Consider the following 14,292-nt stretch of genomic DNA (forward strand, 5'->3'; position numbering starts at 1 on the left):
CTCGAAATCTTCAGCAATGGGGCAAACGGCGCGTCAGCTGGCCAAGGCTTGTTTGACCATGGTCTCCAGCTCACCGTTTTCAAACATGGCGATGGTGATATCGCAGCCGCCCACCAACTCGCCTTTGATATAGAGCTGGGGAAACGTAGGCCAGTTGGCGTATTTGGGCAGGTTGGCGCGCAGCTCCGGTTGTTCCAGAACGTTGTACGCGTTGTACTCGGCACCGACCTCATTCAGGATCTGCACCACGCGGGCGGAAAATCCGCACATGGGAAACTGGGGCGTGCCCTTCATGTACAGCACCACGGGGGCGCCTTCCACCTGTTGCTTGATTGTCTCCATGATCTCCATACCGACTCCTTCAAACGTGCTCGGATCAAAAGTCCGAGTATTCTACTGGGAAATACCGCAAAAATATACTCAAGGAGTATAGGGTCACTTGGCCGGACGGGATAGCCCCCACGCGCCGCCGCCAGGTGTTTCGATGCTCAGGCGCTGGCCCGGGCGGGCAGTGAAGCTGATCTTGGCGGGTAGGATCTCGCCGTCGAGACGATTCACCCCCGGCATCCCCGCGCCGCCGCCGTTCAAGCCCCAGGGCGCATGTCCACGCCGTTCGGTCAATAATGTGACACTGGTGACCTGCAGGAATTCAAATTCGCGCACCAGGCCGTCGCCGCCGCGCTTCAAGCCCTCTCCGCCCGAACCGCGGCGCACCTGGTAGCGGCGGATACGCAGGGGATAATGCATCTCCAGGCTCTCCACCGGCGTATTGAGGGTGTTGGTCATGTGGGTCTGTAGGGCGCTCAGACCGCCGCCGCGGGGGCCGGCGCCCATGCCGCCGCCCAGGGTCTCGTAATAATCCCACGCGTGGCCGACGTGGCGCGCCCCCATGGCGACATTGTTCATGCTGCCATGGCTGGCCGCCGGGATGCGCTCCGGCAGTGCCTGGGCCAGGGCGCCCATGATGACATCGACAATGCGGGTGCTGGTCTCCACATTGCCCGCCGCCACCGCCGCCGGGCGCCGGGCGTTAACGAGGCTGCCTTCCGGCGCCTGCAATCGGATCCGGCGAAAGCTGCCGGCGCAGGCCGGGGTGTGGCGCGGCATCAGACAGCGGAACACGTAATACACCGCCGCCGCGGCCACCGACAGGGGGCAATTGATATTGCCCGCCACCTGTGTCGCGGTGCCGGCGAAATCCACCTCCACCGCGCCCGCCTTGACACTGAGCCGGGCGCGGATAGGGATGTCCTGATGGCCCAGGCCGTCGTCGTCCATCACGTCCTCGAAACGATAGTCCCCCCCCGGGATTTCACTCAAGGCCCGGGTCGCCAAGCGCTCGGCATAATCGTTCAGCAAGCCCACGGACTGCTCGAACTGCGCCGCCCCCATGCCGTCCACCAGGCCGCTCAAACGGGTCCCGCCGATGCGGTTGGCGCTGATCTGGGCGGCGAAGTCGCCGCGGCTTTGGCCAGCGTTGCCGGTGGCCGACACAATCGAATCGAGCAAGGCCTCGTCCAGGGCACCACCACGGATCAGATAGGAAGGCGGGATGATCACCCCCTCCTCGTCCAGGCGTTGGGAGATGGGCATGGAGCCGGGGGTGCTGGCGCCGATGTCGGCGTGATGGGCGCGGTTGGCGACGAAACCCACCAGGCGCGTGGCGCTGAACACCGGCGCGATCAGGGTGACATCGGGCAAATGGGTGCCGCCGAGGAAGGGGTCGTTGACGATCACCATATCGCCGTGGCGCCATTCCAGCCGGCCGATAATCCCGGCCATGGCGTAGGCCATGCTGCCCAGATGCACCGGTATATGGGCCGCCTGGGCGCACAACTCACCCTGGGCGTCGAACACGGCACAGGAAAAGTCCAGTCGATCCTTGATATTCGGCGATAACGCGGCGCGACGCAGCATGGCCCCCATCTCGTCGCACACGGCGGCGATGCGGCTGGCAAAAACGGAGAGTTGAATGGCATCCATGGAATACCATCCTAGCAAATCCTTTTACCTCTTCCCGCTTTCGTACTATTGTCTGTAATCTCTTGCATTTTCCATGGCCGTTTCTTAGACTGAATCTAATAATCCCCAGGTAATTCAATCAACAATAAACCAAGGAGAGATCGACATGGCACATAAACTGCCTGAACTGCCCTACGCCAAGGACGCATTGGCCCCCACCATTTCCGCCGAGACCCTGGAATACCATTACGGCAAACACCACCAGACCTATGTGGACAAGCTCAACGGCATGATCGAAGGTACCGAGTTTGCCGACGCCACGCTGGAAGACATCGTCAAGAAATCCTCCGGCGGCATGTTCAACAACGCCGCACAGGTGTGGAACCACACCTTCTACTGGAACTGTCTCAGCCCCAACGGCGGCGGCGAACCGAGCGGCGCCCTGGCCGACGCCATCACCAAGGCCTTCGGCTCCTTCGCCGATTTCAAAGAGAAATTCGCCACTTCAGCCGCCGGCAACTTCGGTTCGGGCTGGACCTGGCTGGTGAAAAACAGCGACGGCTCGGTGGAGATCGTCAACACCAGCAACGCCGGTTGCCCCCTGACCGAGGGCAAGACCCCGCTGCTGACCGTGGACGTGTGGGAACATGCCTACTACATCGATTACCGCAATGCCCGCCCCAAGTACCTGGACGCGTTGTGGGGCATCATCAACTGGGATTTCGCCGAGAAAAACTACGGGGGTTAACCTTTTAAAATCCCCCCTAACCCCCCTTTTTCAAAGGGGGGGATCTGTTGCGGAACCTGACCAAACACACCGTAAAGCCCCCCTCTTGCGTAAAGAGGGGTTGGGGGAGATTTAAAAAGCCGGCACGATTCCCCCGCACCCATCAGTGCGATTGATTGCCCAGTCCCCGAAATCACAGTAAAATTCTCACTTTGCAGCAGCCCACCGGGCTGCTTTCTTGTTTTCGGGGATACCAATGACGGATCACTTAATGTCCACGTATAAGCGCCTACCGGTGAGTTTCGTGCGCGGCGCAGGCGCCTGGCTGTGGGACGATAATGACAAACAATACCTCGACGCCCTGAGCGGCATCGCCGTCTGCAGTCTCGGTCACGCCAATGCCCGGGTGGCCGAGGCCATTTGCGCGCAAGCGCGTCGCCTGCTGCACACCTCCAATATCTACGGCATCGCCAACCAAGATCGATTGGGCGAGGCGCTGTGCCGCGTCGCCGGCATGGACAAGGTGTTCTTCGGCAATTCCGGCGCCGAGGCCAACGAGGCCGCCATCAAGCTGGCGCGGCTCTACGGCCACAACAAGGGCATCGCCAACCCGGCCATCATCGTCGCCGCAGGCAGCTTCCACGGCCGTACCCTGGCCACCCTGAGCGCCACTGGCAATGCCAAGATCCAGGCCGGTTTCGAACCGCTGGTGCCCGGCTTCGTGCGCGTGCCCTACAACGATATCGCCGCCATCGAGCAACTGGCCGACAATGCCGACATCGTCGCCGTGCTGGTGGAACCCATTCAGGGCGAAGGCGGCATCAATATCCCGGCCGACGATTATCTCGACCGCATCCGCGCCCTGTGCGACCGACACGATTGGCTCATGATGCTGGACGAAATCCAAACCGGCATGTGCCGCAGCGGCAAGTGGTTCGCCTACCAACACAGCAACAGCGCGCCCGACGTGATGAGCGTCGCCAAGGCGCTCGGCAACGGCATGCCCATCGGCGCCTGCCTGGCGCGCGGCAAGGCGGCCGAGGTGTTGCAGCCCGGTAGCCACGGCTCCACCTTCGGCGGCAATCCGCTGGCCTGCGCCGCGGCCCTGGCGGTGATCGAGGAAATGGAAAGCGGAGACCTGGCCAACAACGCCATGATCAAGGGTGAACGGCTGCGCCAAGGCCTGCAACAGGCGTTGGCCGATTGCGACAGCGTCGCCGCCATACGCGGCCGCGGCCTGATGCTGGGCGTGGAATTGAAACACGCCTGCGGCGAGCTGGTGCAGCGAGCCTTGGATCAAGGCCTGCTGATCAACGTCACCGCCGAGAAGGTGGTCCGCCTGCTACCGCCGCTGATTATCGAGAGCGACGAGATCGACCGCATCGTTGATATAATCGCAAGCCTCGTTAAACAATAGAATTGAATCACTCGATGGATACTAAGGATGCCGCCATGGCTGCACGTCATTTTATTACTCTGATGGACTTCACCCCTGACGAACTGCAGGGATTGATTCAACGCGCCATCGAACTGAAACGCATGCAAGGCAGCGGCGCGATCTACGAGCCGCTCAAGAACAAGGTGTTGGGGATGGTATTCGAAAAATCCTCCACCCGCACCCGCGTCGCCTTCGAGACCGCCATGGCCCAATGCGGCGGCCACGCCATCTTTCTCTCGCCGCGCGACACCCAACTCGGCCGCGGCGAACCCATCGAGGACAGCGCCAGGGTCTTGTCGCGCATGGTGGACGTGATCATGATCCGCACCTACGAACACGAGAAGCTGCTGCAGTTCGCCAAGTATTCGCAGGTACCGGTGATCAACGCCCTCACCGACATGCAGCACCCCATCCAGCTGCTGGCTGACATCCAGACCTATGTGGAACACCGCGGTGAGATTCGCGGTAGGCGCGTCGCCTACATCGGCGACGGCAACAACATGTGCCATTCCTACATCGACGCCGCGCGCCAATTCGGCTTTGAGCTGGTGATCGCCTCGCCCGCAGGCTATCTGCCGGACCCGGCCATTCTCAAGGCCGCCGGCGCCAGCGCCTATCTGGTAGACACCACTCAAGAGGCCGCCAAGGGCGCCGACCTGATCGTCACCGATGTCTGGGCCAGCATGGGTCGGGAGGAAGAGCTGAGTAACCGCCGCATCGCCTTCGGCGACTACCAGGTCAATCAGGCCCTCATGCAGCTGGCAAATCCCGACTGCCTGTTCATGCACTGCCTGCCGGCACACCGCGAGGAAGAGGTCAGCGCCGAGGTCATGGACGGACCGCAGAGCGTGGTCTGGGACGAGGCCGAAAACCGCCTGCATTCGCAGAAGGCCTTGCTGGAATTCCTGCTCACCGGCAAACTCGGGGGCTGATTTAGCGGCGCCACGCTGGCGCGGCGCGACGGGCATAAACATGAAGACCCTGCTCAGCCTTAACAATATCGAATGCCGCTATCACGACACGGCGGTGGTCAAGGATCTGTCGTTCAATATCCGCCCCGGCATGCTGGCCTGTTTGCTGGGCCAGAGCGGTTGCGGCAAGACCACCGTACTGCGCGCCATTGCCGGCTTCGAGCCGCTGCATCATGGCGAGATCGTCCTTCATGACCAAGTCGTCTCCCGGCCCGGCTTCACCCTGGCGCCGGAAAAGCGCGGCCTGGGCATGGTGTTCCAGGATTACGCCCTGTTCCCACACTTGGACGTGGCGGGCAACATCGGCTTTGCCCTGAGCGGCAAATCACGCCACGAGAAACGTCGCATCGCCGAGGAATTGCTGGAGACCGTCGGTCTCAAAGGCTATGCCGGCCGTTATCCCCACGAACTCTCGGGCGGCCAGCAGCAACGCATCGCCCTGGCCCGCGCCCTGGCGCACCGGCCGGACCTGATCCTGATGGACGAGCCCTTCTCCAATCTGGATGTGGACCTGCGCGAACGCCTGGGCCTGGAGGTGCGCGACATTCTCAAGCAGCAGGGCATCGCCGCCATTCTGGTCACCCATGACCAGCACGAGGCCTTCGCCCTGGGCGACATGGTGGGGATTATGAAACACGGCCGCATCCTGCAATGGGACACGCCCTTCAATCTCTATCACGAACCGGCCGACCGCTTTGTTGCCGACTTCATCGGCCAAGGGGTGTTTCTCGATGCCCGCCTGATCTCACCCAATGCCGTGGAGACCGAGGTGGGTATCATCGAAGGCGACCGGGCCTACCCCTGGCCACCCGGCACGGCGGTGGAGGTGCTGCTGCGCCCCGACGACATCGTGCCCGACTCGGACAGTAAATTGACCGCCGAGGTGGTCAATAAGGCCTTCAAGGGCGCCACCATTCTCTACACCCTGCGGCTACCGACCGGCAACCGGGTGCTGTCCTTGTTTCCCAGTCATGACGATCATCCACTCGGTGCGCAGGTGGGGATCAGCATTAATGCGGATCACTTGATCAGTTTTCAGAAAACTAAAGTGCTAGCTGTTTGAGTTAGGGGCCGGGGGCTTAAATCCCCCCTAACCCCCCTTTTGCAAAGGGGGGAACAAAGGGTGGTTTTTATGGAAGGGCGAGCCCAAGGGATTCCTCGCGGACCACTCACATAAACCGGTGGTTTCTTCCCTCATTTGCGTGCAGCAATGCACCATTCCCCCTTTGCAAAGGGGGGAGCAAAAGCTGGTTTTTTTATGGAAGGGCGAGTCCATGGGATTCCTGGCCGACCACTCACATAAACCGCTTGTTTCTTCCCTCATTTGCGTGCAGCAATGCACCATTCCCCCTTTGCAAAGGGGGGGAGCAAAAGCTGGTTTTTTTATGGAAGGGCAAGTCCAGGGATCCCTCGCCGACCACTCACATAAACCGGCGTTTTCCTCCCTCATTTGCATATAGCAATGGACCATCCCCCCCTTTGCAAAGGGGGGTTAGGGGGGATTTCCAGGCCGCACCCCAAACAAACCCCAAAAAAAAGCGGACCGAAGCCCGCCTTTTCAAACCATTTCGTCAACCGATTACAGCTGTGCCGACAGATATTCGGCCACGGCCTCGATCTCCTGATCGGTCAGTTTATCAGCGATGGCGCTCATCATACCGGCCGGGTCGTTCTCACGCTTACCGGCGCGGAACTCCTTCAGCTGTTTGATCAGATAATCGCGATGCTGCCCGCCGATGACGGGGAACACCGAAACATTTTCTGATTTGCCCTTACCCTTCTCGCCGTGGCAGTTGATACACCCGTAGACACCACTTTTGGGATTCCCCTGACGGAACAGTTTTTCGCCCTTGGCCAGCAGGTCCTGGTCGGGCTTGGTCAATGCACCTTTCATTTTCTGCTCAGAAAAGAAGGCGCCAATGTCCTTGGCGTCTTGATCCGAACCCACCATGGCCGCCATGCCCGCCATGGTATCGTTATTGGCGCGGTGACCGCTCTGAAAGTCCTTGATCTGTTTGACGATGTAACCGGCATATTGACCGGCCAGACGCGGATAGGTGGCATCTTCGCTATTACCGTCAAAGCCGTGGCAACCGCCGCACAGACCGGCCTTGCCTTCACCGGCGGCCGCATCGCCGATGTCCGCCGCCTGGGCGGTGACGCCAAAACCACACAGGGCGGCCGCCGCCGCCATGAAACGCATGTTACGTGATATCAACTTCATTTCTACTCCCCCCCTAGCTAACTAGGATTATTCCCCAAAAAAAACTTCCTATAATGACTGACTTTTTATATCAACCTCCATGCCCAAGGTCAAATGATAGTTATTGCTATCGCGCTACTCGGCATCCAGGCCGGCCTCGCGCAACAAGGCCTTCACAAACTGCACCGGGATGGCATAGGAGATCCCACTCGGGCTCTGCAGCGCGTTTTCCTTGGTTTCCTTAACGAAAACGCTGTTAAGCACCCCCACAACCTTACCGGTTTCAGGGTCATACAGCGGGCTGCCGCTGTTGCCCGGATAGGCGATAGCGTCGAGCTGAAATACTTTATATTGGGTCGCCATGCGTTTGAGCAGGCGCGGATTGAGCTGCTTGGAATTGTAGACCGGCTGCACCGCCGGGGTGATGGCCGACACCATGGCCTGGTGGGTCACCACGTGATACCCCAGGGCGGAGCCGATGGGAAAACCGCTGATCAGAAACTCGCGCCCCTCCTTAACCCCCGCGTCGTCCCCCAGGCTCAGCGGTGTGAGCGGCGCATCGGAGAATTTCAGCAGGGCCAGATCGTGCGCCTGGTCTTCCGCGATCACGGTGGCCATGCGCACTTCGCGGCGCTGTTCATCGGGCACGACCACCACCAGGCTTTCCTTTTTGGCCGGATCAAGGAAGGGCGGAATGTTATGCGCATTGGTAATGGCATGCCGACCGTCGGCGACGACGAAGGCTGTACCGACAAATATCACCGCCGGCTGGCGCAGCGCTTGGTAATTGCCCAGGGCCACCACGCCGGGTTTCACCTTGGCGATGACGGCGGAATAGTCCCCGGCCGACAGCAGCGGAGCGAAGAGTAGGCCGCACATTAGCAGTCGCAGACGGCGCTTGTTAAACATCACGTTCATTCATCTCAATCCAGAATCGCCTGGGTCATGCAGGATGACGGATATGATAGCCTACTCGCAGTCACCGCCGTCCGACATACCGTTTCGAGCCGCCCAATGACCACACATAACGCAAGCCGCTATTTTTTGTACTGGCTCATCTGGGCGGTATTGATCGTCTATGGCAGTCTGCTGCCCTTCGAGCTGCGGCCGCACAGCCTGGCCGAGGCCATCGAAAAATTTCGCCACATCCCCTATCTGGATCTGGGTGTGGTGTCGCGCGCCGACTGGATCGCCAACATCCTGCTGTACATCCCCCTGGCCTATCTGGGTGTCACCTGGCTGAGCCGGCTGACCTGGCTGCCGCGCAGCCTGGCGATGCTTTTCACCGCGGCGCTGGGGGTGGCGCTGGCGCTGGGCGTGGAGTTCACGCAGATCTTTTTTGCCCCCCGTACCGTATCACTCAATGACCTGATTGCCGAGTCCATCGGCACCGCGCTGGGCTTGATCGTGTGGAGCGCCAGTCACTCGCGCCTGGCCGGACTGGCGACGGCGGTGCTGCGCCCCGGCCCCGGTGCCTTGACGGCCGGCCTGACCCTGTATGCCCTGGCCTATCTGGGACTGGCCCTGTTTCCCTACGACTTTATGGTCTCGCTGGCGGACCTGCAATGGAAACTGCTGGAAGGCCGCTATGGCTGGGGCCTGGAGCACTGCGATGCGCTGCTTCACTGCACCAGCCAATGGCTGGCCGAGACGCTGGCGGCCCTGCCTCTGGGGCTGCTGCTGGTGCGCCTGATGCCGCACCGGGCGGGGCGCCATGGCGGCAACCTCGGCATTGCCGTCGCCGTGGGCGCTTGCCTGGAGGCGGCCCAGTTTCTGATCGCCTCCGGCGTCACCACGGTCAACGGCGCCCTGTCCAAGGCGGTGGGCATCGGCCTCGGCGCCTGGCTGCGTGACATCCCCTCGCCGCAGCTGGCGCAACGTCACGCCCACTGGCTCAGACCGGCGCTGTTGCTGGCGCTGATTCCCTATCTGGTGTTGGCGGCCCTGCTCAACGGCTGGAGCGGTATCGAGTGGGGCAACTGGGAAACCCTGCGCAGCGCGCTGGACAAACAACGCTATCTCCCGTTTTATTACCACTACTTCAGCACTGAGACCCAGGCGGTGGCCAGTCTGCTGGCCCAGAGCGCCATCTATCTGCCGCTGGGCGTGGGCTTCTGGCTGTGGCACGCCAGTGGCGCCACCCCGCTGCGCCGCCCGCCGGTATTCGGTCTGCTGCTGAGCAGCGCGGCGATTGCCTGCGTCATCGAGGCGGGCAAGCTGTTCATCCCCCGCACCCACCCCGACCCCACCAACCTCCTCATCGGCCTGGTGGCCGCCTGGTTGGGGCAGCGCCTGTGTCAATGGCTGGCGGCCTGTGCCCGCGCTCCGGCGCCGGCGCCCGCCGAACGCGCACCGGTGGTGCGGCAATTTCCGCGCAAGGCGCTGCTCGGCGCCGGCGGGGTGATGCTGGTCATGGGCGCGCTGGGCCTGACCCTGATGCAGCAATCGGCCGACTCCGAGGCCATGTTCGTGGCCGGGATCAAACATGACTATGCGACGCCCGACGCGCTCCCCCCCGCCGTATTACCGAATTTCCGCACGCAGCATCCACGCTTGCCCGTGCCAACAGCGATGGAGATAGCCCGCCTGCAACGGGAAAACCCCGGCTTCTTCGACGACCACCGCCGGCGCGCCGCCGGCCCACGGAGCAATCCCGATTCCGCCATCCTGATGGCCTATGTGGAACCGGGCAGCCAGGACCTGGACAGGCTGTTCCAGCACCTCATGGCCCTGAAATTCAATTGGCGCGGTTATGAACAGGGCAAACGGCTGGCCCATGCGTATGACTGGCTCTACGACCAGTGGAGCGAGACGCAACGGCGGCAACTGCAGGACAAACTGGCGCATGGCTGTGGCTATCTGATCGAAGTGATTCGCAGCGGCCGCCTCTCGCCCTACAACGTCACGCTCTACAGCGGCCCGGCCCAGGCCCTGACGGCTTGCAGTATCGCCTTATATCAAGATGACCCGCGCGGCGATGCGGTGATGGCCTTCAGCGCCGATCTGTGGCACGACCGCATCCTGCCGGTGTGGCGCCAGGTCATGGGTGAGCACGGCGGCTGGCACGAGGGCGCCGACGTGGTGGCCAAGGGCATCGGCCAGGCGGTCTACCAGCTGCCTAATCTGTGGCGCCGCGCCACCAGTGTGGACTATTTTCAATCGGAGCCGGGCTTGCGCGGCTTTTTGGACTTTCTGGTCTACCGCATCCGGCCGGACGGCACCCAACTCCGGCTCGGCGACAGCAGCACCTTCACTCGTGACGCCCCCGACCGCCTGGCGCTGGCGCTCGAATACCGCCATGCCGCCGCCTACAGTCTGGCCCCTCCACCGAAAAACCCCGTGCCCACCAGCTGGCCCTGGGGACCACTCACCGATAACGGCCTCTACGATCCAAAAGCCGTCCAGGCCCTGCCCCTGACCAAGCACTTCGACGGCATCGGCCTAGTGGTGATGCGCAGCGGCTGGGATGAGGATGCCACGTACATCACCTTCAAGGCCGGTGACAACTACTCATCGTTCACCCATTTGGACCAGGGCAGTTTTACCCTCTACAAGGGCGGGCCGCTGGCCATCGACAGCGGCCTGTACTACAAATACGGCTCGGACCATCACCTCAACTACGCCTACCAGACCATCGCCCACAACGTGGCCACGGTCGCCAACCCCGCCGAAGCCGCCGCCATCTCCAACAACGAGTTCAGCCGCACGACGCGCAGCATCGCCAATGACGGCGGTCAGCGCCGCGTCGGCGGCAATCTCGAGCTCTACCCCCACCCGCTGGACCTGGACGAATGGCAGTCCAAGGCCGAGATCTATCACACCGGCCGTATCACCGAGCTCAAGCAACGGGACGGCGTGGTCATGGTCAGCGCCGACATCAGCGCCGCCTACACCAACCGTTTCTCGGGGGAAGGCACAATCTCCAGCCGCAGCCGCCGGGTGGAGCGCTATCTGCGCACGTTCATCTACGATCGGGTCAACGACCTGGTGTTGGTATATGACAGCATCAGCAAGACCGAGCCCGGTTTTACCAGCCGCTGGCTGATTCATTTCCCGGATAAGCCGGCACTCATCGGAGCTGACCGCTTTCTGCTCGCCCCACGGGCCGAGGACATCACCGCCGAGCCCGGCGGCATACTGGAGGGGCAGGTGCTATTGCCGGCCCAAGCGCAGATCACGCCGGTGGGCGGGCCGGGCAAGGAATTTTGGGTGAACGGTAAGAATTACGACGACAAGGGCGCGGTGCAGAAAGCCGCCATGCGCGGCAAACGCATGACGCCCGCCGACGCGGGGACGTGGCGTATTGAGATCACCGCGGCGACGCTTGTGGAGACAGATGAGTTTCTTGTCGCCATGCCCCTGAAACGCAGCTGGTCAGACCCGACCCCCTCCGTCAGCTGCACGCCGGGAAACGCTGTCATCAATTGCGCGATTACCGGGAAACGTGATATGACATTGCAGATCGCCGCCGACGGCACGGCGACGCTGCAATAAATATCTCCAAGCGCAGACTTACGGACAACCGACGTTGATGCCGGACACCACGGTGGCGTTGTCCACATTCACCACCCCGGCCTGGCAAAAGCTGTAGCTGCCGCCGTCATCCCAGATCTCGTAGCTTTGACTGCCCGTGCCGTAATCATAGGTCACCACGCTGGCCGTCCCGGCCTCGGTGACGCTCCAGGTACCGACCTGGGTTCTGGGATCGACGGGATCAGCGTCGCCCAGTTTATAGTCCCACAGCGCGCCGCCGGCTTGATGTTCTTCCTGCCAGCGATCGCCGCCGCGCGCCGCGCAGACCGTGTTGCCGCTGAGCAAGGTGGTGAGCGCGGCATCGGTCACCTGGGTGGCGGGGGTGTTGCACGCCGCGAATGCGCCTTCGGCGGCGCAGGCCAGGGCAAGCACGCCCGCCATGTGTGTTATTGGTTTCATTGGTCCTAACCCTCATTTTTGTGTACGGCCAACGCGCATTATGACACGCCGAGTCAACTGTATAGCACAAGATAATGACGGCGGATAAGCGCCCCGCCGGGGCGTGGCGCAGACGCCACGCGCCATCACGTCAGGCCCTTGTGCGCGAGCTTGCATTTCCGGGGTCGCGGCATCAGGCGTGGGGTTGCCTGGTCGATCGATACTCTTGCCAGTTCTCCATCAGTTTCAGTCACCTACACCACAGCCCCGGGCCGCACAGTGAGAAATGCAGGCTAGGGAAAACCCCCATCGGCGCGGGGCTTGCGCCGAAGATCGGGCGGCCAATGGGCCGGCGCCGGCGCGCTGGCATAAGCCCCCGCCTCGTCGCCGCGGCGCGGCACGCCGTCGAAGTCCCGATTCCAGGCCGGGTATCGGCGCAGCCGCGTGGTGTCGAATTCGGCCTGCAGGGGCTGAAGCGGGCGCAGGTCCAGCTCGCCCGGCGGCATCAGGGGCTGACGCAGATACGCCCCCACCACGGACAAGGACGCCGTCACATTGCCCCGGACCTCATTCGCCTCGATGGGCTGCGGGGCAAACACCGCATTGGCCGTCACCCGCTGGGTGTAGGGCGTCATCAATTCCACCAGCTCGCCCTGCGGCGGTAACACCCGGATGCCGGTGCCGGCGCTGAGCACTGTATTAAAGAAGATATCCATGCGCCGCGGAATATCGTTATGGGGCTGGATGTGCACCGCATCGCCGAAATCATTGACGAAGAGGTTATTGTACAAACCGATATTGCCCTCGCCCTGAAACAGGGCCTCGGTCGGGTTCTGATAAAAGAAATTGCCGTAGATCAGATAGCGGTCATGCTCGCCCGGCCCGCTCAGCGGCCAGTGGCCCACCAACACATTCGGTCTGGCCATGGGCGGCTCCGAGCCACCACGCAATTTGCTGAAGACATTGTGGCGGATAATGGTCTGCGCATCGCCCCGGGGCATGCCGGGCACGTCTTCACGCTTCAGCTGGTGCTTCACCTGCAGGTTATAGCCAAGGGTATCGAGCACCAGATTGCGCTCGATCAGACCGGCGACAAAGGCATCCGAGCCGTCGGAATTGCCGAAATACAGACCCGTGCCGGCGCCGATAATTACATTGCCGCGCACCACCCAGTTCCAGGCCGGACACTTGGTGGAGATGCCCACGATCTGCTGATTGTGGCCGTGATTCACGATTCTGAGATTTTCCAGGGTGATGTGATGGGCCCAGTCGGCATGGCCTTCGGCCTTGACGGCATCCACCGGCAGGCCGCGGCCGTCCAGGATAAGATCGCTTATTTCTACGTGGCTTGAATTGAGGATGCTGACGCTGTTGTGATTAGGCCGCCCGATAAACAGCGGACGCCTGGCGTCATCTGCCGCGGTGATGATGATCGGTTGACCGGAAGTGCCGTTGAGCTTATGGATCGGCAAACCGCGCCGGTAGGTACCGGGCTGCAGACGTAACACATCTCCCGGCGCCAGCTGCTTTAATAAGGCGCGGTAATTGGCTGGGGTGGCGGAATAATCGGCGCCCGGGGCCAAGACAGGCAAGAGGCAAAGCACTAGCGCTACAACCCATCTATGCATTGCGTAATTCACGCCGCCTCCTCGCCAAAACACCGTTCCCCTCATCACTGATCCTGCACAGCAACAACGGACACCCATTTAAGCGACTCATTGAGCCTCAAACACCTCGGGGCTGAGATAGCCGTTGGCGCTGTGTCGGCGGGTTAAATACCCCGGTTACCCGATTATGTGCGACCTTTCCACGCTTTTGGATTACGACGGGCATGAAGCACCGCCAGAACAGAAATGCGATCTTCCTCTTCGATAAAAAATACACCAAAGGGAAATCTATGGATTAACACTCGGCGCACTTCTTTGTAAATTATTGAATAAATTTCTGGACTTCGAGATGCTCTAGACAGTGCCTCTTCAATACATAAAAGAAAGCTTTCACCTAATCCTTTTCTTTGAGCCTCGTACCAATCATAAGCGTCTTTAATATCTGCCTCCGCCTCTGGGCGGATGACAACCTT

10 protein-coding genes and 1 pseudogene are annotated in these 14,292 nt (G+C 61.5%); 5 read left to right on the plus strand and 6 right to left on the minus strand.

Features of this window, described 5'->3' with window-relative positions; translation table 11 throughout:
* Positions 1 to 33 precede the first annotated feature (33 nt).
* The gene (locus Tel_13430) at positions 34 to 351 is read right to left on the minus strand and encodes a glutaredoxin (protein ID ALP54052.1); all 318 of its coding nucleotides are present in this window, start codon (positions 349 to 351) and stop codon (positions 34 to 36) included.
* A gap of 84 nt (positions 352 to 435) precedes the next feature.
* Positions 436 to 1,983 (minus strand): 5-oxoprolinase, encoded by a 1,548-nt coding sequence (locus tag Tel_13435; GenBank protein ID ALP54053.1) that lies wholly within the window; start codon positions 1,981 to 1,983, stop codon positions 436 to 438.
* 145 nt (positions 1,984 to 2,128) lie between these two features.
* Between Tel_13435 and Tel_13440 the strand changes: the two genes are divergently transcribed.
* The 4 genes from Tel_13440 to Tel_13455 all read left to right on the plus strand — a co-directional run bounded on the left by Tel_13440 (position 2,129) and on the right by Tel_13455 (position 6,161).
* Entirely contained in the window at positions 2,129 to 2,710 is a 582-nt protein-coding gene (locus Tel_13440) for a superoxide dismutase (protein ALP54054.1), read from the plus strand.
* A 235-nt stretch (positions 2,711 to 2,945) separates the two neighbouring features.
* Positions 2,946 to 4,106 carry an acetylornithine aminotransferase gene (locus Tel_13445; protein ALP54055.1) on the plus strand — a complete coding sequence of 387 codons (1,161 nt, stop codon included), beginning with the start codon at positions 2,946 to 2,948 and terminating at the stop codon, positions 4,104 to 4,106.
* Positions 4,107 to 4,141: 35 nt separating this feature from the next.
* On the plus strand, positions 4,142 to 5,059 hold the full coding sequence (locus Tel_13450) for an ornithine carbamoyltransferase (protein ALP54878.1): 918 nt from the start codon (positions 4,142 to 4,144) through the stop codon (positions 5,057 to 5,059).
* A gap of 40 nt (positions 5,060 to 5,099) precedes the next feature.
* The gene (locus Tel_13455; GenBank protein ALP54056.1) at positions 5,100 to 6,161 is read left to right on the plus strand and encodes a hypothetical protein; all 1,062 of its coding nucleotides are present in this window, start codon (positions 5,100 to 5,102) and stop codon (positions 6,159 to 6,161) included.
* A 516-nt stretch (positions 6,162 to 6,677) separates the two neighbouring features.
* Here Tel_13455 and Tel_13460 read toward each other — a convergent pair.
* Together Tel_13460 and Tel_13465 are read right to left on the minus strand one after the other, a co-directional pair.
* Complete coding sequence (locus tag Tel_13460) at positions 6,678 to 7,301, minus strand: hypothetical protein (GenBank protein ID ALP54057.1); 624 nt, start codon at positions 7,299 to 7,301, stop codon at positions 6,678 to 6,680.
* 135 nt (positions 7,302 to 7,436) lie between these two features.
* A complete protein-coding gene (locus Tel_13465) occupies positions 7,437 to 8,219 on the minus strand; it encodes a hypothetical protein (protein ID ALP54058.1) in 783 nt (260 codons plus the stop codon).
* A gap of 96 nt (positions 8,220 to 8,315) precedes the next feature.
* On the opposite strand from Tel_13465, the gene Tel_13470 reads away from it, so the two are divergent.
* A complete protein-coding gene (locus Tel_13470; GenBank protein ID ALP54059.1) occupies positions 8,316 to 11,795 on the plus strand; it encodes a hypothetical protein in 3,480 nt (1,159 codons plus the stop codon).
* A gap of 18 nt (positions 11,796 to 11,813) precedes the next feature.
* On the opposite strand, the gene Tel_13475 is transcribed toward Tel_13470, so the two are convergent.
* Both Tel_13475 and Tel_13480 read right to left on the minus strand, forming a co-directional pair.
* Complete coding sequence (locus Tel_13475) at positions 11,814 to 12,215, minus strand: hypothetical protein (GenBank protein ALP54060.1); 402 nt, start codon at positions 12,213 to 12,215, stop codon at positions 11,814 to 11,816.
* A 362-nt stretch (positions 12,216 to 12,577) separates the two neighbouring features.
* Positions 12,578 to 13,840 (minus strand): annotated as a pseudogene (locus Tel_13480) (hypothetical protein).
* Between the last annotated feature and the right edge of the window lie 452 nt (positions 13,841 to 14,292).

The organism is Candidatus Tenderia electrophaga, assembly GCA_001447805.1.
Lineage (GTDB): Bacteria > Pseudomonadota > Gammaproteobacteria > Tenderiales > Tenderiaceae > Tenderia > Tenderia electrophaga.

Excerpts from the sequence above, each read along its gene's own strand:
- Tel_13465 (ALP54058.1), bottom strand. The coding sequence starts at position 8,219 with ATGAACGTGATGTTTAACAAGCGCCGTCTGCGACTGCTAATGTGCGGC.
- Tel_13430 (ALP54052.1), bottom strand. The coding sequence starts at position 351 with ATGGAGATCATGGAGACAATCAAGCAACAGGTGGAAGGCGCCCCCGTG.
- Tel_13470 (ALP54059.1), top strand. The coding sequence starts at position 8,316 with ATGACCACACATAACGCAAGCCGCTATTTTTTGTACTGGCTCATCTGG.
- Tel_13460 (ALP54057.1), bottom strand. The coding sequence starts at position 7,301 with ATGCGTTTCATGGCGGCGGCGGCCGCCCTGTGTGGTTTTGGCGTCACC.
- Tel_13440 (ALP54054.1), top strand. The coding sequence starts at position 2,129 with ATGGCACATAAACTGCCTGAACTGCCCTACGCCAAGGACGCATTGGCC.
- Tel_13475 (ALP54060.1), bottom strand. The coding sequence starts at position 12,215 with ATGGCGGGCGTGCTTGCCCTGGCCTGCGCCGCCGAAGGCGCATTCGCG.
- Tel_13455 (ALP54056.1), top strand. The coding sequence starts at position 5,100 with ATGAAGACCCTGCTCAGCCTTAACAATATCGAATGCCGCTATCACGAC.
- Tel_13445 (ALP54055.1), top strand. The coding sequence starts at position 2,946 with ATGACGGATCACTTAATGTCCACGTATAAGCGCCTACCGGTGAGTTTC.
- Tel_13435 (ALP54053.1), bottom strand. The coding sequence starts at position 1,983 with ATGGATGCCATTCAACTCTCCGTTTTTGCCAGCCGCATCGCCGCCGTG.
- Tel_13450 (ALP54878.1), top strand. The coding sequence starts at position 4,142 with ATGGCTGCACGTCATTTTATTACTCTGATGGACTTCACCCCTGACGAA.